Raw genomic sequence first — 25,364 nt, 5'->3', positions numbered from 1 at the left:
GGTTTAATCCTACCAGATATTAACTCTTTTTTCTGGTGCTAAGTACATTTCATCTCCTTCTACAATATTAAATGCTTCATAAAACGCAGGAACATTTAATAAAGGTTGTATTGCACGTACCATTCCTGGAGAGTGTGGATCTGTCTTAATTTGAGTTCTTAAAGCATCATCACGAGATTTTGTTCTCCAAACTGTTGCCCAAGACATAAAAAACCTTTGCTCTGCAGTAAAACCGTCTATATCTTCTGGTCTTCCATTTTCTGCAAAGTGCTTTTGTAGTCCATCATAAGCTCCTAATACACCTCCTAGGTCTCCAATATTTTCTCCTAGTGTAAATTTACCATTGATAAATACACTATCTAAAACTTCTATAGCACTATATTGTTCTGCTAAAGCGTTTCCTCTTTCTGTAAATGCTTTAAGATCATTTTCTGTCCACCAATTTTTAAGGTTTCCATCTGAGTCAAAACGAGCTCCAGAATCATCAAAAGCATGAGAAATCTCATGGCCAATAACTGCACCTATACCACCATAATTAACTGCCTCGTCTGCTGTATAATTATAAAATGGAGGTTGTAATATCGCAGCTGGAAAAACAATCTCATTATTAAGTGGATTAAAATAGGCATTTACTGTTTGTGGAGACATCCCCCATTTGGTTTTATCTACAGGTTCTCCTATATCTTCGTAATTTCTATCTCTTGCCCATTTTTGTACTGCAATCATATTATCAAAATACGTCTTATCGGCAGATACTTCTAATTTTGAATAATCTTCCCACTTATCAGGGTATCCTATTTTTACAGTAAATTTATCTAGTTTTTCAATCGCTTTAGCTTTTGTATCGTCTCCCATCCAATCTAATTTTTGAATACGAGCTTTGTAAGCCTCAATTACATTTGCAATCATTTTTTCTGCCTTAGCTTTTGCTTCTGGCGGAAATTTTTCGTCTACATATAATTGTCCCAGAGCTTCTCCCACAGTTCTATTTACAGTAGCTAATGCTCTCTCATCAGCAGGTCTTTGTTCTTTTTGACCTCTCAAATATTTACTATAAAATTCCCAATTAGCTCTCTCTACATCAGTTGTCAATCGACCCGTAGAACTATTAAAGGTATCCCACTTTACTAATGTTTTAACATCCTCAATCGGAGTGTTTTTAAAGAAACCATCTAATGTCTCTGTATAACGTAAATGAGCTACTATGAGTGTATCAATTTTTTTGGTAATACCAAGATCACTTATAATTTTATTAAAATCAAAAGATGAAATCATTTTATCAACCTCTGCTATCGTTCTAGGGTTGTTTAAATTACGTGCATCTCTACGCTCTACTTTATTAAGCCTTGGTTTAGCTAAAATAGTTTCTAATTCTAGAATTTTATCGGCAGCAGCAGTTGCATCAGCTTCAGACTCATCTAACATTTGCAACATTCTCGAGATATGTTTCTTATACTCTTCTCGTATCTCTTTTGATTTTGCATCCTGATCTAAATAGTAATCACGATCTGGCAATCCTAACCCTCCCTGACCTAGATATACAGCATTCATCTTACTATTATTAAGATCAGCCTGAACACCTATATTAAAAAACGGAGATGATACAGATGGATTTTTTGCCAAAACTGTTTGTAGTTCTGATAGGTCTTTGATCGACGCTATATCATCAAGAGCCGCTTTTAAGGGAGCTAAGCCCACTTTATTTCTAGCTACTGTATCTAATTTGGTATCAAAAATAGCTATCGCTTTTGCTTGATCAGTTTCTCCCCCATACTTTCCACTTTTTTTAGCATTGGCAAGAATTTCTAATACATTTGCGTCTGTTGATTTACGAAGCACACTAAAACCTCCCCAAGTCGTACGATCTTCTGGTATTTCGGTAGTCTTCATCCAATTACCATTTACATAATTGTAGAAATCATTCTTTGGGTTAACTAGAGTATCCATATTCTCAAGTACAATCCCTGGAATTTTTTCTACTTCCGCTACAGCTTTTTCATCTGTATTGTTATCACTTTGCTTTTTTTCATCCTTACAACCTACAAAAGCAACAACGAATGCGGATAATAAAAGTAAATTTTTTGCTTTATTATTCATTCTATTAGAAAATTAAGATTAGTTATTTCTCAAATATGACGTAAAGAAACCTCGTTCGTTACGAAAAATATTTTTGAAATTTATACAAAAGAAAAAAATCTAAATAAAAAGACACTACTTTTTTAACAAAAAAATAAGAATAAATCAACGCAACCATTACAATATCCATAAAAATAGATATGTTATAGAGACTTTTTTTTAATATTTCTTAATGTTTTAATTGATTTATTTACAATAAAGAATATTACTTCAGTAGTCGTGTATCAAAACTAAAAGGTTCTACCGATACTAATTTTACGCTTTCAAATTGTGGATGTAAAGGGTTAACCAAAAGGTTATTCTCTTTTGGGATAATAATACTGGGAACTATCAGTCCTAAATACTTAGCTTCTGTAATCCAATACATAGAGTAATTCTGGACCTCAATCGGCGCAGGAATTTTATTCCAATTTTCTGGCAGTTTATCTACTTCTACAGATGTTATTAAATCATCAGGAACTTCTATTGAAGCAATAGACATGTTATCAGGAAAATAAGCCGCTGGTAGATGTGCAAGCACTTCTAAAGCAGAAAGTGCTGCTGTAGAACTTGTATACAACACAGCTACTCCTTTAGGATTCCATCTTCCTCCTACTGTTTTTGCTCCAATACCCGTAAGATCATTTATGTATTTTTGTTTTGCTATTCTATATACGAGCATTATGCAAAAATTCCATGTTCTATTCGTACTAATTCTTCATTAAGCAGCTGAAACCCAAAAGTGGTATCCAAAAGCTCTTTTGGTTTTTTCATAGCTAATGCTGTACTAGGGTGAGACATCCAATTCTTAAAACGAGCTAGGTCTCCAAAAATATTTTCTCCTTTTGCATATAATTTTGCAAGCTGCAAAGCCTTAGAACTCGCTTCTGTACCTAACTTTTTATTAAGATCATACCTCTGAATTGTACGTTCAGAAACATGAAGCACATGAGCTAACTCTTTAAGATCGAAACCAATAGTTTTTGCTAAATGTAATAATGCTTTTTTATCTATACCATTTCTGGAAAGCTCTATAAAGTCATATACATTATGTAAAGGAGTATCAATATTCAAATATCGTAACAAACCTTTGTTTTCAAAGTCATCTGATTCAAGTGGAGATACGGCGCTCATAGGTACATATTTTTGACAAATATACAAAAAATAAAGACAACTGTCTTAATTTGTTATTAAAACTGAATCTAATTGCGGTTTTACCTCATCTAATCGTGCTTCAATTGAACGAATTGCTACAGTAGACAAGTATCTTCCTAGCGGTAAAACAGGTTTGATCATTAGTACGTCTTCTTTCGACTGCAAGTCTAACCTGGCTTTATACAAAGGTATTGCTGTGGGTTTTAGACGAATAATATTATTGCTTCCTAATCTATTGATTATTTCTTTGGTATGACCATATCTAACGTTTTGTAATGTTGTTAACGGAGCAGAAAATTGAGCTTGTGTTTTTATTATTTTTCTTTCTTCGTCATTGGTTATAATAACATGCTTTATTTTAATTTTATTTTTTAAGTCTGGAAAAGAGTCTAATACTACTTTATTAAAAACTTCTTCTATCCCCTTAGATACCCTCCCACCAATATTATCGTAATACCCTGCATCTGCATATTGATCAGAATATACTCTGTCTAGCTTTGACTTTCTTTTAACTTCGCCTACAGGTGTAACATAAGGAAAACTTGCATTTACCCTCATTGCCGTAGATAATGCTATAGAAAAATCAGGAGTACTCGATTGTATATTGCTTATAAAATCATTCATTCCTGCAAGAGGTTTTAAGTGAGTATACAAAACAGGACTAATAATATTATAATTCCCTGTTTGGGTGTGAGTCGTATTAATAAATAATAAAGGTGGTGTATGTTTTGTAGTAGTACTTGAAAAATCCAAATCTTTATAAAATGAGAGAAATTCATTTTGTAAAATACGATCCTTTTTCACAGAAAAATATTTATCAAATGCAGCGCTCCACTGTTTCTCTAGTAATTGACCTCTATTTTCAAATACAAATAAGTTAGTTGCTTCTTTAAATAAATCTCGTCCCAATAAAGAAAGTAAACTAGTTGACAAATAATTTTCTTTATAAATAGCACTTGCTTTGTATACTATAGAAGAATTGTCTTGATCCTTTATCTTAAAAATTCCTTTATTATTTTGTAATTGAGCTTTTCTTGCTTCTGCAAAAAACATAGCATTACCAACACTACCGCCAGAGGCTCCTGTAATAGATAGCAAATTATTTTCAAAATATTCTCCTCCAGAGCTTTCATATAAATAACTATGTACCAAAAATGCCCAAAGTCCTGCTCTCGACCCTCCTCCTTCAGAAGATATCAAAACAACAGGAAAATCATCTTTCGCTTTAATTATTTTGTTTTTTCGAGCTTTAATCCATTGATACATATAGTCTTCTAGAGTTGGTCTAGCTACTTTGGTAGGTTGTAAAGACAATTGGTAATGTTCAGAATTTTGGAAAAATAATTTTGATAACAAAAAGAATAATATCACTACTATAGAAAATAATGGTAGTTTTATTTTCTTTCCAATAAGGATAAGGATGAAACTGATCATAAAAAGGCTAGAAAAGGATAAAATCATGATAGACAACGGATTGATATTACTAGCCCAATTGGGATTAAAGTTAAGCCCTAAAAAAAATAATACTCCTAAAAAACCTGAAATAAGGATCACTCCATAGAAAAATCTTTTTGAAATTTTCCGTAAAAAAATATAACTATTAAAAACCAAAATGAAGAACACTAGAACTAAAGCAGTATTTGCTAAAAAAAGATTTCCTAAATCTTTTTCTGTTTGCGTATTCAGCGTTCCTAAAGAAATAATAAACAGTATCAATATCAAAACCATAATAACAAGCAAGCTCTTTGTTCTAGGTACTTTTGCAAATAAATACTGAATTTTTTTGTATGCATTCGGTTCTGAAAGAACAAGTAATAATATAATACAAAATATAAGAGTACTAAAAGGGTTTAATATACTGGTATAAATATTATCAAGTTCAAATAATTGCATTGCATTGAGTATACTTAAAGCAGAGATAATTAATAGCATTAGCGCCAAAATTCTAGGTACTACTTTACGCATATGGATTCTTAATCTATATTGATAATTCACCGAAGTTCCTTTGGTTTGAAATCGATAGTGCTGATTAGGGACAAAACCAATAAAATTTGACAACGAAATATCTTTATAATTATAATAATAGAAGTACTTCGGTATATTCCAAATCAAAAAAGCCGAAGCTAATAGCAAGAAAAAGTATAGTGGAACTTCGAACATAAAAGCATCTGCCTGATTCAAAATCAATAACAAATCAATGGTCTGGGGAAAATGCCATAATGCAAAATATACTGATAAAATAAAGAAAAAACTTATTAAATTATTATATAACTCTCGCAATAGTACTTTTGACCAAATACTGAATTGTTGAAAAAACAACAATAATTTCATTTTTCTAGATATTAAAACGTATATAAATCTAATAAATAAAACATCTCTTTTATTGTATCCAAATTCTTAAAATTTGTTTTTTACTAAAAATCAAACAGATAACAATCTATTTTTTCTTTTGTTAAAAAAAAGCAAAAATTTAACATTTGTGTTTATCATTAGTAATTATAGGGGCTAAGAATGATTACATAGCTATCAAAATGCTAAAATGCTCAATGTTAAGCATAAACGGATTACGTTTTTAGCATAAAATATTGTATATTGTCGTTGATTTAACGTTTTACAACGATCATAAATTAAACAAAGTAAGAATTTACTTACTTTTTAAAAAATTAAGGTTTAACCCCAAAATCGAACATATGAGAATATTTTTACCCCTATTAGCCTTTTTTGTAACGGGCTTAACTTTTTCAACAACCAAAATAGATATTTCTTATAAGTTAATGTCGGTTACAGAAAATACAGTTGTTGATGGCTTAGATGAAAACTCGGAAGAAGGAGTAATTTTTATTACAGAGAGTTTACATCTTGAAGATGGCGCTAGAATTAAAGTAAGAAATGCATGCCTTATAATATTAGGAGATTTAACCGGTAATGGCATCATCGAAATAGATGAATCTGCAACAGTTACTTTAGAAGGTCAAGAACAAGGAAGAATTACATTTACCAATAGATTTCTAGCAGATGATACTTGTCAACAAAGTACAGACCAAAAAACATTTAAGAATATCAAAGATGTAGAGCAAGGTCTAAATTATAGTTTATATACAATGTCGGGAAGATTACTTGACAAAGGTGAAGTAGATGATTATATACAAAATTATATAGATCCAAAACCATATCTAATGAAAATCGAAGGATATAAACTAAAAAAAATAATTTTTAAAAACTAAATTCAATCATCAAAAGTAAGGAGATTTTTATGATCCACGACCATTACGTGTCGTGGATTTTTTAGTGTATATTTATCACATTATAGTTCTTATTCTTTAATTTTTATACTAAAAAAATATTGATATTTATTTTTGATATTATTGGATGTAAAATCAAATTAAAACCTAACCAACTCTAACATACACAATGCACACATCATGGGTAAAATCTGAAGCTGCTAAATACTCTTTATATGGGGTATTTTTTGGTTTTTTATTTCCTATACTAGCTACTTTTATAGATATATCAAGACTCAATCTAGAGTTTTCGTGGAAATCTATACTCTATGTTCAAAAAAGTTATCCTATACATTATATTATAGATACTGCCCCTTTATTTTTAGGATTGTTTGCTCTGTTTGGCGGTAGAAATCTTGATAAATTAAAAGAGAAAAATCAACAGATTCTCAAAGCATCTAAGTTCAAACTGGATTTTTTGGCCAATATGAGTCATGAGATAAGAACTCCCATGGTAGGAGTAGTAGGAATGATTGATCTTCTTTTTAAGAACACTCAACTTAATAATCTTCAAAAAGAGTATGTAACGACCATACACCAATCTTCTCTTAATTTACTTGATATTTTAAATCAAATCTTAGATATATCAAAAATTGAGGCGGGAAAATTTGAATTATCTCATATTCATCTCAACTTAAAAGATTTGATTCATCAAAATATTTATCTTTTTTTAGCAACTTCAAAATCAAAAAATATTGCTTTAAAAGCTGATTATGCTGATGATGTACCTGAAAATATTATAGCCGATAATAATCGTTTAACTCAGGTTTTATCAAATCTTATAGGTAATGCTATCAAATTTACAGATGAGGGAGAGATCAAAATACAATGCTCTGTTTTCTCCCAAAAACAAGAAGAACTTATCATTAAAATTGAGGTAATCGATACAGGAATTGGAATTAACAAACAAGACTCTGAAGCTCTTTTTAATAGATTCAGCCAATTTCATGAACCATCAATTTTAATTGGTGAAGGTAGTGGTCTTGGTCTTACTATTTCAAAAAAATTAGTTGACTTGATGGGAGGATCATTAGGAGTCGAAAGTGAGCTTGGCAAAGGGAGTAACTTTTGGTTTACTTTTAAGACAAAAATTTCAAAAACCTCCTTACAAAAAGACACAAAACAAAATAGTAATATACAAGAGCAAAAATATAACCTGCACATTCTTTTAGTCGAAGATTCTGAAACCAATATATTAGTATCTAAACAAATATTAAAATATTTTGGATGTACAACTGATGTTGCAAAAAATGGAACACAAGCATTACAAATGTTCAAAGAAGGTTTATACGACTTGATTTTGATGGATATTAATCTCCCTGGTATCGATGGTGTACAAACTAGTAAGTTGATTCGTGAACATCATAAAAAAGTACCTCCTATTATTGCTATTACATCCAATGCCTTACCGGGAGATGCTGAACGTTTTATCGCCAAAGGATTAGATGATTACATCACAAAACCATTTACTACAGAAACTCTAAATATCAAACTAAAAAATTGGTTTGGAGAACATCATGATTATCACTAGTTCCCTTACAAAACCAGCATTTCTGCCCAAAATTTCTTATATTGTTCATTATAAGCTAAATAAAAAGAAAAATTAAAAATTTAATCATGAGTAAAAAAAATACTTTACACAAAAGAAGCAGTAGCAATGCTTTTAAAATGATTGTTTTTGTAATCGGATTGTTTTTTAATATGCATGCATTTGCATTTTTTCAAGATACGTCATCAGAATACATGCAATATGAAGGAATTGTTCTAGATAGTGAAACAAATAAACCACTTATATCAGCTTCTGTCTCTGTAAATCAAACAAATATTTCTACTGTTACAAATGATGAAGGAGAATTTTTGCTTAAAGTTCCTAAATCGCTTACCAATAGCAATAGCATTAAAGTTTCTTACCTAGGTTATCACGATAAAGTAATTTCTTTTTCAGATTTTAAAGAAGGTAAATTAAAGATAAAATTAAACTTATCTGTAACTGAACTTTCAGAGATTAATATTGATCCCAAAGACCCTAATGCACTTATAAGAGAAGTCCTCAAGAAAAAAGGCACTAACTATTTAAGTGACAATACGATAATGACAGCTTTTTACCGAGAAACCATCAAAAAGCGTAGAACATATGTATCACTTTCTGAAGCAGTTATTGATGTTTATAAAAATCCATACGAATCTCGAAAAAATGATGTGATCAAACTTTTTAAAGCACGAAAAAGTGCTGATTATAAAAAATTAGATACCTTAACTGTAAAATTGCAAGGAGGCCCTACAAGTACATTATACATAGATGTAATGAAGAATCCTGAGATCCTTTTTACAGAAAACATGACCGCTCTATATGAGTTTAGTTTTGGAAAATCTACCAAAATAAATGACAAATATATTTATGTCTTAAATTTCAAACAACGTCCAAATATAAAAGAACCTTTATATTTTGGAAAACTGTATATAGACTCTGAAACATTGGCTTTAACAAAAGCTGTGTTTGATCTCAATTTGGAAAACAAAGACGAGGTGAGTAAAATGTTTATTAGAAAAAAACCTAAAAGAGCAAAAGTTTATCCTACACAGGCCTCTTATAATATCGATTACAGACAAAAAGACGGAAAATGGTACTATAGTTACGGTAGGATAGATTTAAACATAAAGATTAATTGGAAAAAAAGACTATTCAATTCTCTATATAAATTAAATGTAGAAATGGCAGTTACTGACTGGAAAAAGAATACAGAAAAAGAATCCATTGCTGCGCGAGAACGATTAAAATCTTCTGTTGTAATTAGTGATGAAGCTTCAGGATTTTCTGATCCAGAGTTTTGGGGAGAATACAACGTTATAGAACCTGAAAAATCTATAGAATCTGCTATTAAAAAAATCAAGAAACAACTGCGTAAATTAAACTAATAATTAGCATAATATCTTTATAATAATTAACACTATGAAAAAGTAATTTTAGTACTTTTACTACGGGAAACATAATAAAATTGTAACAACTACTGTTTTTTAAAAGTCCATTAGTACATAGTGTTATTATTATAGATGAAACAAATCAGATCGATTTTAGTTTTTTATATGTTTATAAATTTTCTTTCTGCACAAAGAGCTATCGACTCTCTTGGTGTTGCGGAAGATTTTATAATTTTTGAAAATATTCTTAAAAAGGGACATCCTAATCTTTATGAATACATAAGCAATGATTCACTTGATTACGTTTTTGATCTTACAAAAAATCAAATAAAAGACACTTCTGACATAGATGTTTACAAAACATTATTAGGCATAACAAATCACATCAAAGACAGTCACTTAGTATTACTACCTCCCAAAATTTTGAAAAAAGATCAATACTATTTCCCTTTATCATTAAAAATTATTAACCACCACCTTTATACTGACACAGATGATTTTGACATTCCCGTTGGTTCACAAATAATACAAATCAATGATCAAAAGTCTGATCATATCTTAGAAAAGTTAAAAAAATACATTCCGGCAGATGGGCATAACCTAACTCGTAAATATAGAATGTTAGAAGCTCTTTTTGGAGAGTATTACTTTTATGAGTTTGGATTACAAAAACAGTTTTTGATTACTTATAGGCAACTGGATGGAACAGAAGCAAGCATTGAGCTTCCTGCTGAATCTTCTGTAAAAGTAAAGTTAAGAAATGCTAAACGTTATTCTTATTTTGCAAAATTTCATGGTGAACAAAATAATTTCAAATTTTATACTCATTTTATAGTTAACAAGAGTCCCTTTACCTTGTTTAAAAAAGAATTGAATACAGCAGTACTCGTTGTAAATTCATTTGCAGGAGATACCAGAGTTTTCAAATCACATGTAGAAGATATATTTAAAGAAATTGAGCAACAAAAAATTCAAAATTTAGTTATTGACATTCGTAATAACAAAGGAGGGTTTAGATCCAATACTATCAGTTTATATTCGCATATCACAAATAAACCTTTTAAACAAATAACAAGTGAGTTTGTAGCCTCTTTATCGATACCCGAGAAAAAACATGCTATTAGATCATTTTCAAATGAAAAACAAGTATTAAAAGCCAAGTTTAATAATCATCCTGTTTATGATGGTTGGAAATTTAATTTTGATGATCTGGAAACTATGATGATCCCTAGTCAAAATAAGTTTACAGGGAAAGTTTATGTTTTAATTGGTGGCGCTACATCCTCTGAAGCTTCGATATTTGCGCTAAATGCAAAAAACAACAAAAATATCACACTATTAGGAGAAGAAACAGGGGGCGGATATTATTTTTCTAATGGAGAATTGCCTGTGTACTACGAACTTCCAAATTCAAAAATTAAAGTGATTATGAATATGCAGAAAAATAATCATTATATAACAGATAAAAATGTTCCCAAAGGCTCTGGTGTTATGCCAGACAAGCATATCAACATGTCAGTAGAACATTTAACCCTCTCAAAAGATCCTTTATTAGATTATATTTTTAGATTAATAAAAGGTAATAACTAATCCTTTTTAATTACTCTATGTAAGTATTTACACTTGTGGTAAGCTTGCATGTAGCATGTAGCATCTTTTTAAATTTTTGGGCAATATGCTCATCATCAAATTTCATAGCTTCACTAATACTATTTGAAAGCACTAACTCACCTATTAAATATTCTACAAAATAAGTTTGATCGTCTGTTAATAAGACATACTCTGTCATAAATACTATTAATTTGATACTTTAAAATTGTATCTGTAAAAATACAGTTTAAAAAAAACCTAACGTTTTGTAAAAAAAATACTTTTAAACAGAAGTATTAACAATTATAATTGAATAAACAGTCTAAAAAAGATAGAAATTATGAAAAATAAAAAACCGATCATAGTTGTTACACAATCATGACCGGTACATTCAAAACAATCAGTATCTATATAATAAAAATCAATTTTTCTATAGATCAATAAACACTAAAACCAGAAATTGTGTTTATATATCCTAACAACAAACGTTTGTTAGCTATACACGGATTCTATTTTTCTGAGAAGCCCAATTTCTATGTATTCAGATATTTTATCTGTTTTACCTATTTTTTCAGTTTCAATAGGTAACCAACCATCTATTTTAATCATATCATTAGGGTTACTCTTAAAAAACATTTCATATTTATAGTCTTTTACCTTTTCTGTATAATTAGGAAATGGACTATTTTTGGATTTATCTAAGATTCTTTTTTGAACAATTTCTATTTTTGAAGCCAAATCAAGTGTTTCTGTATCTTTATGGACTTCTACATCTAAGAACTCTGAAATTGATGCCGTAATAATTTCTTCTAGATTCATAAGCATAAATTTTGGTTATAAAATATATTTAACTTAAAAGCTGCAAAACACAACCTATAAAAAATTAGGGTCTATTTTAAAAAAATATCATTAAAAAACGATACTACCCCTTAAAAACAATTCAAATCTATATATAAAGTGTCAAAAAATAAAAATTACCCCTAAAAAATATATAGTGAAGCCTAAATTATTATCAAAAAACAAAAATGAAATAGTAGAAATTAATTATTTATTAATTTAATAGCTCTAAAAATACCCTTTTATTGATTATTACTTTTAAGTATACGACAGCGAAGATTTTTTAAAATTTTCTTTTGGAGATTCACAAAGTGGACAGCAGTAGTCTGCAGGCAGATCATTAAATTTAATCCCTCTAGGTATTTTGTTTGCCCTGTCTCCTAATGTAGAATCATAGATAGTATCACAATCTCTGCATTGATATACTTCCTTTGTTACTATTTCTTTTTTTGAGGAAGACTGAAAAAATAGTCCTGTTTGTTCTGTTCCTAAATTTTTAAAATATGTTTTGGTAAGCTCTAGAAGTAAATCCGGTAAATCTGTTTGCCCAACATCCTGTGCATACAGAAGATATGTTTTAGAATTTGGATCAAAATTCTTAGCATACAAAACATTGTACCCAGACACTACAACCATATCATCAAAAGCTAAAGATTTGATATTCTCTTCAATCACAATCGAGGTAAAATATCGTTTTTGATTTCGTTTCGAGGTGATAGCAAAAGTAAGACCATAAGTACTAATGTCATTTTGATCAAACTTTTTAACTAAATATTCTTTTAATTGCAATGCTTTTTGATCATTAACTGGCAAATACCAATTTAATTCTAATGCAGAATGTCTTATATTGATTCCAAATCGACCAAGAAGTTTTTCTAAACTTAGTTTATTTTCTTTTGCTATCCCCTTTATAATAAAAGATTTCCAAGGGGTTAAACATATTTTTCCTATTCTATGTTCAACGCAAAATTCACATAATGCTTTTAGGAATTTTAAATCATATCTATTGTTTCTCCAATATAACCCTAACCAATATTGATCAATTCCCATTTTATTCATCCCTTCATAATACGGAAAAGGATGAAATACAGTATGAAGTGGCTTTTCTATTACTTTATTATTTGTATCAAGGCTCTCATTCAAAAACTGAAAAAGCTCTTCGACATTATTAACTTTTTCATAAATGTTTTCTATGCCCTCTGCTATTTTTGCAATATCCCATGTATATACCAAAACAGGATAATAGACTTCTTCCCAATTTGGTAATTTTAAAAATAGGTACCAATAGTTCTCATGAGATGAGGCAATAAAATTAAGGTCTCCAGAAAATAATGGAACAATCTGTTGTTTAGGATCAATTATATTAATCTTAAATTTTGGATCATATGTAAATTCTTCTAACAAATAGAGATAGGTTGTACCTCTAAGCCAAACAGTAGCATCAAAAATATCCATTGAAACATAAGAACTGCTAATGTTTTGATTCTCTGTTTTTGCAAAAATTCCCGGATCAAAAGATGGGTGTTGTGATATAAACTTTTCTTTATTGTTTTTTAGAGGAAAGATAATATCTTGTCTAGAGCCAAAATGAATACATTCTAATTCTAACTCTATTGCATATTCTATAATCTGTTGTAATTCTAATGTAGATAAAACTCCCCCTTTTACATCAATTCTGTATAATTTTTGTTCTTTTTTCATTCCCCCGTTGTTCGTAATTATTCAATATTTCTTTTACTTCGGGTTTACAACTACCACATCCTAGTCCTGCTCCTGTTCTGTTACAAAGTTCTGAAAAATCAGTACAACCTGATTTGATAGCTTTTTGTAAATTTCCTTCTCCAACTTGACTACAAGAGCAGATTAATTTTCCAATTACCGGCTCTGATGATCTTGAAGATCTAAGTAGTTCTTCCCTTTTTTCTGACAATTCAATTTTTTCTTCTATGTATCTCTTAAATTCGGCAAACTCACTTTTATCCCCCATAAGTATTGCCCCCACAAGCCTATCATTTTTTATGATGCATCTCTTATAAAAACGTTTTCTCACATCTGTAAAAACAACCTCTTCGTAAGACAAGTCATTTTTGGGCATATCAATATTACCTATACTACATAAATCTAAGTCTTCAAACTTCAAAATATTCATAAACACAGACCCTCTGTATATCGCACTAAAGTCCCCTAGTAAATATTTTGCTACGATATCTGCTTGTTGTTCTGCTGCTGCTGTTATACCATATAAATTACCATTAAATTCAGCAATCTCGCCAATAGCAAAAATATCTTTATCACATGACTGCATGTATTGATTTACCAAAATACCTCTTCTACAATCTATATCTACTTTTTTAGCCAGATCTATATTAGGTATTGTGCCTATTGCATATACAACCGCATGGCATTGAAACGATTTTCCTGATTTAAGATTAACTAATAATTCACCTGTTTCTTGATTTAATACCGTATCAACTTCATTATCAAAATGAATTATAATCCCTTTTTCTCTTACATCTTCTGCAAGCAATTGACTAGCAACTTCATCTAATTGCCTTTCCATCAAACGATTACCACGTTGCACGATAGTTATTTTAACTTTTTTCTTTCGTAAAGCTGCTGCTAGTTCTAACCCCAACAATCCTCCTCCTACAATAGTTACATGTTGATGGTGATCCGGTAGTCCTGTCTGATCCAAATATGTTTTTAACCTATCTGCATCTCCTCTATCTCGCATTGTAAAACGTCCCGGTAGATGCAGGGGTACTTCTTTTGGAATAAAAGCCCGACTGCCTGTAGCCATCAAAATAACATCGTAATCATGCTGTACGCCCTTACTATCAATTATGTATTTCTCTTCTCTATTAATTTCATTAATAGGATTATCAGTATATAGTTTTACATCTAGAGACTCCATACTACCCTCTCTCATTTTTTGCAATTGCTCCCATTTTAACTCCTCACTCACATACTCTGGAAGTAGTACTCTATTATAAAATGGATGTGATTCTTTTGAAAAAACTACAATTTCATCATCTGTATTATATTCTCTATACGTTTGGATGAATCGATAAGCTGCGGTACCCGCGCCAATAACACATATTTTTTGTTTTGATTTAACATATTTTGAAACCTGAACCGCAGAAAATTTAAAATCAGGCTCTTTTGACATTGGATCAACAATATTCGTAGTAAGATTATTTACTCTACCATAATCATTTCCAAAAACTTTACCCCAATGTATTGGCATAAAAACCACGCCTTTATTTAAAGTATCACATACTTTTACCCTCACTCGAACTTTACCTCTTTTGCTTTCTACTATTGCAATATCGCCATCATTTAATTTTCTTAAGAAAGCATCTACTTGATTTACTTCTATATACGGATCTCTAATATGTGTTAAAAGCCTATTGACTTTTCCTGTTTTTGTTCTCGTATGCCATTGATCCCTAATTCTACCACTTGTTAAAATCAAAGGGTATTTTTCTGTACATATTTCTGATGTTGGTTTTATAAACTTAGGAACTACAAATTTTGCATTTCCTGTGTCGGTGTAGAATTTTTTATCTTCAAATAATCTTTCTGTTCCGGCATGATTATTTTTTGGAACCGGCCATTGAAAACTACCTTCTGTTTTGAGTCTTATATAATTCAGCCCTGAAATATCAATATTAGTTCCTTTTGTAAGTGAGCAATGTTCTTTATAAACTTCTTCAGCAGAATTATAATCAAATCCTTTATATCCCATTTTTCTGGCAAAACGCCACAAAATTTCTACATCCGGTAGCGCCTCACCGGGAGGATCCACAACTTTATCTAAATATGTAATTCTTCTTTCACTATTTGTCATTGTACCTTCTTTCTCTGCCCATCCAGCAGCAGGAAGTACTAAATCTGCATGTTCTATAGTTTCTGATCGGTTGGATATATCCTGAACCACTACAAATTTTGCGTTTTTTAATGCCTTTTCTACTTTGTTTGCATTTGGAAGACTTACCAGAGGATTTGTACATATAATCCAAACAGCTTTCAGTTTACCATTTTCGAGAGCATCAAACATTTCTGTTGCTGTAAGTCCGGGTTTAGAAGAAATCTCTTTTCCACCCCAAAAATTTGCTACTTCTCTCCTATGATGGTCATTAGCTAAATCTTTGTGAGCTGCAAGAAGATTAGCCATGCCCCCAACCTCTCTACCTCCCATAGCATTAGGTTGCCCTGTAAGAGAAAAGGGACCTGAACCCGGTTTACCAATATGACCGGTAAGTAGCGATAGGTTAATCAAAGCATTGTTTTTATTAACTCCTATAGAACTTTGATTAAGCCCCATTGCCCAAAGGGTAATAAATCCCTTTGCATTTGAAATGTAGGATGCTGCTTTTTTAATTTCTGCTACAGTAATCCCACAAATTTTAGCATATTCTGTTAAAGAAAATGAACATACTGACTCCTTTAAAGCATTAAAGTTATCGGTATGACCGTGTATAAAACTTTTATCTATTTTTTTTCTATCAATTAATCTCTTTGCGATTGCATTGTACAACGCAACATCTGTTCCCGGTAGAATTTGTAAGTGCAAATCTGCTATATCACAAGATTGCGTTTTTCTGGGATCTACAACTATTATTTTGGTTGAAGGATTTTTTTCTTTTCGAGCTTCTATCCTTCTATAAAGAATAGGATGACACCAAGCAGGGTTTGCTCCTGCGATCATAAAACAGTCTGCCAATTCGATATCATCATAAGAAATTGGAACACTATCTTCTCCAAAAGCTTGTTTATATCCCACTACGGCAGAACTCATACATAATCGTGAATTTGTATCAAGATTGTTTGTACCAATAAAACCTTTTGTAAGTTTATTAACGAGATAATATTCTTCTGTAAGGCATTGCCCAGAAACATAAAACCCTACACTATCAGGACCATGCTTTTTTATAATTGTATTAAATACCTTAGCTGCTCTATCCAATGCCTGATCCCAAGAAACCCTTTCTCTTGCATGCTCTTTACTCCAACGCATTTCTGGATATAAAATCCTGTCTTCTTTATCCTGAACTACATGATGCAAGTTCATTCCTTTAGAACACAACATACCTCTATTAACAGGATGATCAGGATCCCCTTCTACAGTGATAACTCCTCTTCTATCTTTCTTTGCAATGATCCCACAACCTACCCCACAATAAGAGCATGTCGTTTTATATGTTTTGAATGCGGACATTAAAATTTATTATATTTTGCCAGTTTCCTTATAATCTTTTACATAATACTGCTCAGCGAGTATCTAGTTTTAATATACAAATTATCATGTAGAATACAGTGTATCAAAATTATTCTACATGATAAATAATTAAAATCGAATAGTTAATTATATAAAGGCACTAATGTTCAAGAAAATTAATCAAATGTTCTCTGTATTTGTAGTAATCCGGATGATCCAAAACTTCTTTTCGAAGTCTTGGCCTATCAAAATCAATTTCTAAAATATCACCTACTTTGGCTCTTGGACCACTAGTCATCATAATTACTCTATCTGCCAAAAAAATAGATTCATCAACATCATGAGTAATCATAATAGCCGTAATTTTTTCTTGGTTCCAGACTTCAATTAATACATCTTGCAATTCTCCTCTTGTTAGTGAGTCTAACATTCCAAAAGGTTCATCTAATAGTAGTACTTTAGGTTTTAGAGCAAATGCTCTCGCAATTCCTACGCGTTGTTGCATACCTTGAGATAGTTCCTTTGCTTTTTTATGCATTGCATCTTCTAATCCAACTTTAGAAAGATAATATTTTACAATATCATCCCTATCTTTTTTAGTACCGTGACTAAAAACCTGTTTTACACCAAGCATAACATTTTCATAAGCGGTCATCCAAGGCAAAAGACTAGGAGACTGAAAAATAACACCTCTGTCTGGTCCAGGTCCTTTTATCGTTTGATTATTGACAATTATAGTTCCTCTTGAAATAGGATTTAGTCCGGCAATCATCGTCAACAATGTAGATTTACCACATCCTGAATGCCCAATTATAGAAATAAATTCTTCATGCTTAATCTTTAAATCTAAGTCATCTAAAACTACATAATCTCCTTTTGGTGTTGGATAAATTTTTGTAAGTCCAGTAATATCCAACATGTACTTATCTTCAAACAATCCATTATCAGTACGTCTTATTTTCGATTTTTCTAATATTTCATCCATAACACAATCTTTTTTTATCTAAAACTCATTCTTCTAAAAGTAGCTGGCTTGATTAGGGGTTTGATTTCTGGTAACACGTAGTTTGTTTCTTTTTTTGAAGCACGTTGTTCACCAATCTGAATCAGATATTCCATAATACTGTTTCGCAACTTTTTATATTCATCATTGTGATTAAGAGCTGTTTTATCTCTGGGACGTTCAAGGTTTATTTTATACTCAGGTCCTAGAGTTGCTTTGGGTCCGGGTTTAAGAGGAATAATACGATCCGCCATTAAAATTCCTTCATCAACATCATTTGTAATCAACAATGCGGTTTTCTTGTCCTTATTCCAAATTTTAAGAATCTCTTGTTGTAAATTCCCTCTTGTTAATGCATCCAAAGCACTAAGAGGCTCATCCATCAAAATAACTTCTGGGCTCATTGACAAAGCTCTTGTTACTGATACCCGTTGACGCATTCCTCCTGAGAGTTCTTTTGGTTTTTTATTGATAGCAGGTAATAAATTTACCATATCAACATAATTTTCAACACGATTATTCCTATCTCTTTTAGTCATTTTTTTGAAAGCTTCTTTCACAGCCATACCAACATTGTTTCTCACGTTCAACCATGGAAGCAACGAGTAATTCTGAAATATCACACCTCTTTCATGACTAGGACCGTTTACAGGCTCTCCTTTGAACAAAACCTGCCCTTCATCTGGTTGAATAAGTCCTGAAATAAGATTTATTAATGTTGTTTTTCCACTTCCTGTAAAACCAACAATGGCAACAAACTCTCCTTCTTCTATCTCAAGATTTATATTAGACAATACTTGAGTTCTATCTTTTCCGCTTCCAAAGGACTTGGATACGTTTTTTAATTCTATATATGCCATAACTCTTTATTTTTTAAGCAGTTTCTTCTGTAAATGTTACAAATTTTTGAATTGTAAGCATTATTCTATCTAGCAAAAACCCGATGATACCTATTACAAACATCGCTACAATAATTTTTGAGTTTGAATCATTTGCTCCGTTTTGAAATTCTTCCCATACAAACGACCCTAATCCTGGGCTTTGAGCTAACAATTCTATAGCAATTAATACCATCCAAGCCACTGACAATGTAATTCGAAGGCCTGTAAAAATTAAAGGAAAAGAAGACGGTAAAATAATTTTGAATACTTTTTGCCCTACATTGAGCTGTAATACTTTTGCTACATTTATATAGTCTTTATCAACAGAAGAAACTCCCATACTAGTATTTACAAGAGTTGCCCACATAGAACACAACCCAACACTAATAAAAGATATAATAAAGGCGCTATCTGCATCTGACCCTCTTGTAAGTGTCTTTACAATCATAAAAACCAAAAGTAACCACACTACGGGCGAAACAGGTTTAAAGATTTGTATCAACCAATTCACTGATGATCGCAAAGTTGGGCTCAATCCTAACATGATACCGATCGGTACAGCTATAAATAGCGCTAACAAAAACCCGGCAAATACTGTTTTTAAACTTGTTAAGATCTGATCTACAAACGAAGGCCTACCGGTATATTCTATGAGACTAAGTCCCTGCGCCTCTCGCTTTGCATTTGTAGTCGCTACTTTTTCTGCAAAAGCAGCTTTCTTCTCTGTTATAATTCTATGGTCTGCCAAAAGTGACTTATATGCCATCCACACTTGAGCTGGAGAAGGTAAAGTATTTGGCTGACAACTTACATCGCCTGACTCTATACATGTTTTCATCTCGAGTGCCGCGGTTTCTCCACGATCACTCAATGCCTTTTCTATCCTTGCACTTTTTTCTACATTGTAGAGATAAGCTGCACCAGAGTGCCATAGTATTAAAAATAAACTGATCGATAATATCGGTAATAGTATTTTCTTAAATAATCCTATTAAATTTTTCTTTACTTCTTCTCCTGTTGCAAGTCTAATAGCTGGCTCAAAAAAACCTAAGCCTACAAAATTCAGGATATGAATTGATCTGTCTTTCATAAGTATATTTTTACATTGTTATTTATGATCATCACTGTTTAAAGAGATTAATCATGGTATGTTGGGGATTAAAATCTATAGTAAATCTTCTTTATTTGCTTAGGTATCCGGTTTACTATAGTATATCTATCATTATCGCAACAGTACTATCTGTACTATTGAACATCAGAGGTCTTATTATCTTTATTGCCTATCGAAAAGCTGTTGATATAGCCCAGTGGGTCTTTTGCATCATACTTTTTACCATCAATAAAATCGGTTGTGGCAGGTTTGTACCCATCTGTTTTTGGTAATTCTGAAGCTTCCAAGTAACCTTCTTCTACCAAAATATCAGCCGCTTTTGTCCAAATATCAGGCTTATAGATTTCTTTAATTTTACTATCATACCACTCTGTAGGTTTGCTCTCAGGGATTTGTCCCCATCTTCTCATTTGAGTTAAAAACCAGATTCCATCTGAATAAAACGGATATGTCGCATGATGGCGATAAAAAACATTAAAATCAGGCATATCTCTTTTGTCTCCTTTTTCAAATTCAAATGTTCCTGTCATAGAATTTGCCAGCACTACTTCATCAGCTCCTACATACTCCGACATCGATAAAATTTCAACTGCTTCTTCTCTATTTCCCGGAGTATCCAACCATTTCCCTGCTCTTATTAAAGCTTTAGTTACCGCAACAGCTGTATTAGGATATTGCTCAACAAACTTTTTTGTCATTACAAAAACTTTCTCAGGATTATTTTTCCATATATCATAATTTGTCACTACCGGAACACCTATCCCTTTAAAAACTGCTTGCTGGTTCCATGGTTCTCCTACACAATATCCATGAATTGTTCCTGCTTCTAATGTAGCCGGCATTTGTGGTGGCGGTGTAACAGACAATAGTACATCTGCATCTATCTGCCCTTGTATATTACTTTTTGAATACATCCCGGGATGAATTCCTGCAGCAGCCAACCAATATCTTAATTCGTAATTATGTGTAGAAACGGGAAATACCATCCCCATTTTAAAAGGTTTTCCATTATTTTTATAAGAATCAATGACAGGTTTTAGCGCTTCTGCAGATATCGGATGTATTAATTTTCCATCCTCACCTACAGGCACATTAGACTTCATTTTAGACCAAACATCATTAGAAACTGTAATACCATTTCCATTTAAATCCATAGAAAAAGGAGTAATCAATTCTGCTTGCCTTCCAAAACCAACACTTGCAGCGATAGGTTGCCCTGCCAACATATGAGAACCATCTAATTGACCATCAATAACTCTATCTAAAATATTTTTCCAGTTCGATTGCGCTTCTACAGAAACAAAAAGCCCTTCATCTTCAAAAAAACCTTTTTCTTTAGCAATAGCCAAAGGAGCCATATCTGTTAATTTTATAAAACCAAAAGTCAATTGCGGTTTTTCAATAAGAAGCTGTGAGTTTTCTTCTTCTGAAGTAATACTTGATGCAATATTTTTCTTCTTACCTCCCGTACAAGAAACTATCAATATCAGCGAAACTATTAGGGTAATTCTAAGATGTGTTTTTTTCATAATCCAAATATTTTTAAGTATTTCTTTACTTAATACTTTTCAAAACTAAGTATTATTACTTATTTATTTCTATAATTATTCATAAATTTTTGTGTTAAAATTATTATTACGTATTGTGGAAAATTTTGATACAATAATTATTATTTATGTAATTTCTTGAAATAAAAACTAATAATACGATAATCATTTGAAAATAAAAAACTCTTTAACCATCAATAAAATAAGGCGTTAACCTATACAAAAAAGGGTTTTACCGTTATTCTTAATGTTGAAATGATAGTAGTTAATTGCGGTAAATACTTAGCCTGATATTAAACAACAACAATGATTTGGTAGTTGTCAAAAATTAAGTATCTTTACTTATCACAGTGTTAAAGATTTACTAATCTAAATTATTTTAAATTATTCGACAATGAAGATAAAAGCCCCTTTGATATTGGTAATATTTACCATTATATTATCTGCTCCTAACGCCATATCACAATCCCAAAATTATGGCTCTATTTCTTATGGTAAAGCAGTTAACATTTCAGGTAAACAAAGAATGCTTTCTCAGAAAATGTCTAAAGCATACTTATTATTAACTAAAGGAATTAATAATAATGAAATTAAGAAAGAATTAAATTCCAGTAAATTTATTTTTGAAAAACAATTAGAGATATTAACAAAAAATGCCTCTACTTCAAATGTTAAATTATCAATAAAGAATGTTCAAAAAATCTGGTCAGAATTTAAGACTATCATTAGTTCACAACCTAATTTTGCGAATTCGGGAGATGTAATGAGATTAAATACCACTTTATTAAAAGCATGCCACGAATTAGTTTTAAGTATAGAACAAAGCTCAAATTATAATAATCAATTTTTTAAAGACAAAAATCAAGATCTAGTTAAGATCATAAATACATCAGGCAAACAGCGTATGCTATCACAACGATTATGTTTATACTATACCGCGGTTACAATGTTTCCTAATGAAAAAACTGAATACAAAAAAGTTCTTAATCAAGTATTTGATGAATTTGACAGTGTGATTGGCAACCTACTTATTAGTAATCACAATACTACCGAGCTAGAAGAAGAATTAGGGTCTGTAATGTCTATTTGGGAAAAGTTTCAAACCAATAAAAGAGGATTTACCAATGGTGATTTTCCTTTAGAAGAAGTATTTACCACCACCAATCAACTAACAAGAAGCTTCAATAAAATAACAGGTATTTATGAAGGATTAACAAGTAACTAACACAATATTTGTAAAATCATTGAAGGCTAGGGTAACATTCCATGTTCTCTAGCCTTATTACTAAGCTCTAAAACATTTTTCACCCCCATTTTCTTCATTAAATTAAAACGATGTACTTCTGTCGTTCTCTTACTAATATTAAGCTCTGAAGCTATATCTTTATTTGTTTTTCCTGAAATCGCTAAGTGCAATATTTGACTTTCGCGTTTTGTAAGATCAAAGGGGTTATTAAGCAATAATTGTATTTGTTTTTTACTCTTGCTCGATTTACTCGATGATTCCTCAGATTCTCTATTACGTATTTTCTTTACCAGAATTGAAGACACATCCCCACTAAAATACTTTTCTCCATTACTAACTATAGAGAGCGCTTTGAGAAATTCCTGTTTACTAGCGCCCTTAAGCAAATACCCTTCTGCACCGGCATTAATTGATTGAAGAATATATTCATCAGAATCATGCATAGACAACATGATTGTTCGTGTCGACAATCCTAAAGACGCTAATTTTTGCACTAATTCGATTCCTGACATTTCAGGCATACTAATATCACAAACAACTATATCCGGAGATAGGGATTTTATCAAGCCAATTGCCTCTATTCCATTTGATGCCTCTCCTATGACACTATATCGATCTTCATCTTCTAGAATAGCACGAATACCATCCCTCACCATAAAATGATCATCTACCAATACTATTTTAATCATGATTTTTGACTATTGTGTGTTTACGTTATTTTACGAGTAAAATTTTCCCACTTCAAAAATAAAAATATTTCAAAAACTATGACAAAAATCATATAATTGTGAAAAAATTGTTAAATTAAGTTGTTTTATTCTAGTTAAAAATTGTAAAATCAATTGAAATAATTTTCACAGTCCTAGCAAAAAAAACTTTTTAATGTTCCTAATAAAATATTAAGTGATTGATGAATCTAAAATTCAATTTTTTAAACAAAAATAAGTATTTTTATCTATAAAAATTAAAATAAACAAGTATTAATACTTAGATTTGTTCTTGTAACTAAATTTTAAATCAATTAAAAAGCTAATCATAGCAATAAAAAATTTGCTACTATTATTTAACCAAAAATTATTCAAATGAAAAACACTTCGTATTTTATTTTACTCTTTGTATTAGGAGTATTGAATGGCGCAGCTCAAGAGCTTAGTATCGATGCAGATATTAGGCCTCGTGCAGAATATCTTAATGGTTTTGGGACTTTAATCCCCGAGAATACAGATGCCGGAACGTTTGTACAACAACGTTCACGCCTAAAGTTTGGATATAAAGCTGAAAAATTCTCTGCTTTTATGAGCGTACAGGATGTAAGTGTATGGGGAGACACTCCACAAATTTCTCCTGTAGATGGTAATAACAGTTTTTCATTAGCTCAAGCTTGGATCAATTTTAAATTTGGTGATGGTTGGTCTACCAAATTAGGTCGACAGGCATTATCGTATGATGATCAAAGGATTTTTGGAGGATTAGATTGGGCTATGCAAGGAAGATTTCATGATGCTGCTTTATTAAAATATGAAAAAGGAAGTTTAAAATTAGACATAGGTTTTGCATTTAATCAAAATGGTGTTAGTAATGAAAATACACTTTTCGACCCAAACAATGCAGGAAATGCCAGAGCCGTTTTCGATTACAAAGGAATGGTATATGCATGGTTACATAAAGATTGGGAAAAATTTTCTGGTAGTCTTCTTTTTGCAAATAATTCTTATCAAAATCTTGAAGATCAAGTACCCGTTGATGGTAATGTAAATCGTCAGACCTTTGGTGCACATCTTGTGGGTAAACCTGCGGAAGGTTTATCGATAATAGCAAATTTATATGCTCAAACAGGTGAATTTACAGAAGAAGTAGATTTATCTGCCTATAATGGATTATTAGAAGTAAATTACAAACCAGGTAACACACTTTTTGGTTTAGGTTTTGAGACGCTAAGCGGTGATGAAAACGGAGCTGCAGATGGAGAAATAGAATCTTTCTTCCCTATTTTTGGTACAAACCATAAATTCAATGGGTATATGGATTATTTTTATGTAGGGAATCATGCAAATAATGTTGGTTTAAATGACATCTATGCAAAAACTGTTATCAAAACCGGAGAAAAGTCTAATCTATTAGTAAGCGCTCACTATTTTGCAACTGCAGAAGATTTAGGAGATGAGGATGATTATCTCGGTACAGAAATAGATATAGTATTTACTCAAAAAGTATTACCCTTTGCTACGCTAAAAGTTGGATACTCTCATATGTTTGCTTCAGACACAATGGAAGTATTAAAAAATGTAAGCAACCCAAAAGATGCTCAATATTGGGGATGGGCTATGTTGGTCGTAAAACCAAATTTATTAAAATGGAGTCCTAAACCAAAACCTGTAGAAGTAAATTAATAAAAGTATTAAACTATCAAAAACAATATTTATCAAAAACCTGTGAAATGATTTCGCAGGTTTTTTTG

The 25,364-nt window shown here is 31.3% G+C and carries 19 protein-coding genes; 6 read left to right on the top strand and 13 right to left on the bottom strand.

Going from position 1 to position 25,364, the window contains the following annotated elements:
• Positions 1-9: 9 nt before the first annotated feature.
• From FHK87_RS22600 to FHK87_RS22585, 4 genes are all read right to left on the bottom strand, one after another.
• Positions 10-2,097 carry a M13 family metallopeptidase gene (locus FHK87_RS22600; protein ID WP_140597083.1) on the bottom strand — a complete coding sequence of 696 codons (2,088 nt, stop codon included), beginning with the start codon at positions 2,095-2,097 and terminating at the stop codon, positions 10-12.
• Between the two features lie 244 nt (positions 2,098-2,341).
• A complete protein-coding gene (locus FHK87_RS22595; protein WP_140597081.1) occupies positions 2,342-2,797 on the bottom strand; it encodes an RES family NAD+ phosphorylase in 456 nt (151 codons plus the stop codon).
• The gene (gene parS / locus FHK87_RS22590) at positions 2,797-3,249 is read right to left on the bottom strand and encodes a type II RES/Xre toxin-antitoxin system antitoxin (protein ID WP_140597079.1); all 453 of its coding nucleotides are present in this window, start codon (positions 3,247-3,249) and stop codon (positions 2,797-2,799) included. Before parS ends, FHK87_RS22595 begins: the two co-directional genes overlap by 1 nt.
• A 45-nt stretch (positions 3,250-3,294) precedes the next feature.
• Positions 3,295-5,601 (bottom strand): patatin-like phospholipase family protein, encoded by a 2,307-nt coding sequence (locus FHK87_RS22585; protein WP_140597077.1) that lies wholly within the window; start codon positions 5,599-5,601, stop codon positions 3,295-3,297.
• 359 nt (positions 5,602-5,960) lie between these two features.
• Here FHK87_RS22585 and FHK87_RS22580 point away from each other — a divergent pair, with 359 nt between their 5' ends.
• From FHK87_RS22580 to FHK87_RS22565, 4 genes are all read left to right on the top strand, one after another.
• Entirely contained in the window at positions 5,961-6,494 is a 534-nt protein-coding gene (locus tag FHK87_RS22580; protein WP_140597074.1) for a hypothetical protein, read from the top strand.
• Between the two features lie 187 nt (positions 6,495-6,681).
• Positions 6,682-8,082 carry an ATP-binding protein gene (locus FHK87_RS22575; RefSeq protein ID WP_140597072.1) on the top strand — a complete coding sequence of 467 codons (1,401 nt, stop codon included), beginning with the start codon at positions 6,682-6,684 and terminating at the stop codon, positions 8,080-8,082.
• Positions 8,083-8,168: 86 nt separating this feature from the next.
• Positions 8,169-9,467 (top strand): carboxypeptidase-like regulatory domain-containing protein, encoded by a 1,299-nt coding sequence (locus tag FHK87_RS22570; protein WP_226294382.1) that lies wholly within the window; start codon positions 8,169-8,171, stop codon positions 9,465-9,467.
• A 168-nt stretch (positions 9,468-9,635) separates the two neighbouring features.
• On the top strand, positions 9,636-11,060 hold the full coding sequence (locus FHK87_RS22565) for a S41 family peptidase (RefSeq protein WP_226294381.1): 1,425 nt from the start codon (positions 9,636-9,638) through the stop codon (positions 11,058-11,060).
• A gap of 10 nt (positions 11,061-11,070) precedes the next feature.
• Here FHK87_RS22565 and FHK87_RS22560 read toward each other — a convergent pair whose 3' ends face one another.
• The 8 genes from FHK87_RS22560 to FHK87_RS22525 form a co-directional block, all read right to left on the bottom strand.
• Complete coding sequence (locus tag FHK87_RS22560; protein WP_140597067.1) at positions 11,071-11,259, bottom strand: hypothetical protein; 189 nt, start codon at positions 11,257-11,259, stop codon at positions 11,071-11,073.
• A 293-nt stretch (positions 11,260-11,552) separates the two neighbouring features.
• On the bottom strand, positions 11,553-11,879 hold the full coding sequence (locus FHK87_RS22555) for a hypothetical protein (RefSeq protein WP_140597065.1): 327 nt from the start codon (positions 11,877-11,879) through the stop codon (positions 11,553-11,555).
• Positions 11,880-12,155: 276 nt separating this feature from the next.
• Positions 12,156-13,598: a rubredoxin gene (locus FHK87_RS22550; protein ID WP_140597063.1), complete on the bottom strand. Its 1,443-nt coding sequence runs from the start codon at positions 13,596-13,598 to the stop codon at positions 12,156-12,158.
• On the bottom strand, positions 13,567-17,118 hold the full coding sequence (locus tag FHK87_RS22545) for a nitrate reductase (protein ID WP_140597061.1): 3,552 nt from the start codon (positions 17,116-17,118) through the stop codon (positions 13,567-13,569). The genes FHK87_RS22550 and FHK87_RS22545 overlap by 32 nt, the downstream gene beginning before the upstream one ends.
• A gap of 160 nt (positions 17,119-17,278) precedes the next feature.
• On the bottom strand, positions 17,279-18,103 hold the full coding sequence (locus FHK87_RS22540) for an ABC transporter ATP-binding protein (RefSeq protein ID WP_140597059.1): 825 nt from the start codon (positions 18,101-18,103) through the stop codon (positions 17,279-17,281).
• A 14-nt stretch (positions 18,104-18,117) separates the two neighbouring features.
• Positions 18,118-18,981 (bottom strand): ABC transporter ATP-binding protein, encoded by an 864-nt coding sequence (locus FHK87_RS22535; RefSeq protein WP_140597057.1) that lies wholly within the window; start codon positions 18,979-18,981, stop codon positions 18,118-18,120.
• A 13-nt stretch (positions 18,982-18,994) separates the two neighbouring features.
• Positions 18,995-20,092 (bottom strand): ABC transporter permease, encoded by a 1,098-nt coding sequence (locus FHK87_RS22530; RefSeq protein ID WP_140597056.1) that lies wholly within the window; start codon positions 20,090-20,092, stop codon positions 18,995-18,997.
• 155 nt (positions 20,093-20,247) lie between these two features.
• On the bottom strand, positions 20,248-21,642 hold the full coding sequence (locus FHK87_RS22525) for a CmpA/NrtA family ABC transporter substrate-binding protein (RefSeq protein WP_140597055.1): 1,395 nt from the start codon (positions 21,640-21,642) through the stop codon (positions 20,248-20,250).
• A gap of 412 nt (positions 21,643-22,054) precedes the next feature.
• Between FHK87_RS22525 and FHK87_RS22520 the strand changes: the two genes are divergently transcribed.
• Positions 22,055-22,885 (top strand): type IV pili methyl-accepting chemotaxis transducer N-terminal domain-containing protein, encoded by an 831-nt coding sequence (locus tag FHK87_RS22520; protein WP_140597054.1) that lies wholly within the window; start codon positions 22,055-22,057, stop codon positions 22,883-22,885.
• 26 nt (positions 22,886-22,911) lie between these two features.
• Here FHK87_RS22520 and FHK87_RS22515 read toward each other — a convergent pair whose 3' ends face one another.
• Complete coding sequence (locus tag FHK87_RS22515; RefSeq protein ID WP_140597053.1) at positions 22,912-23,595, bottom strand: response regulator transcription factor; 684 nt, start codon at positions 23,593-23,595, stop codon at positions 22,912-22,914.
• A 393-nt stretch (positions 23,596-23,988) separates the two neighbouring features.
• Here FHK87_RS22515 and FHK87_RS22510 point away from each other — a divergent pair, with 393 nt between their 5' ends.
• Complete coding sequence (locus FHK87_RS22510) at positions 23,989-25,296, top strand: alginate export family protein (RefSeq protein ID WP_140597052.1); 1,308 nt, start codon at positions 23,989-23,991, stop codon at positions 25,294-25,296.
• Positions 25,297-25,364: the final 68 nt, after the last annotated feature.

This window comes from Aquimarina algicola (assembly GCF_006443095.1).
Classification (GTDB): domain Bacteria; phylum Bacteroidota; class Bacteroidia; order Flavobacteriales; family Flavobacteriaceae; genus Aquimarina; species Aquimarina algicola.
Note: the sequence above shows the minus strand (reverse complement) of the source record. Positions and strands in the feature narration are given on the sequence as shown.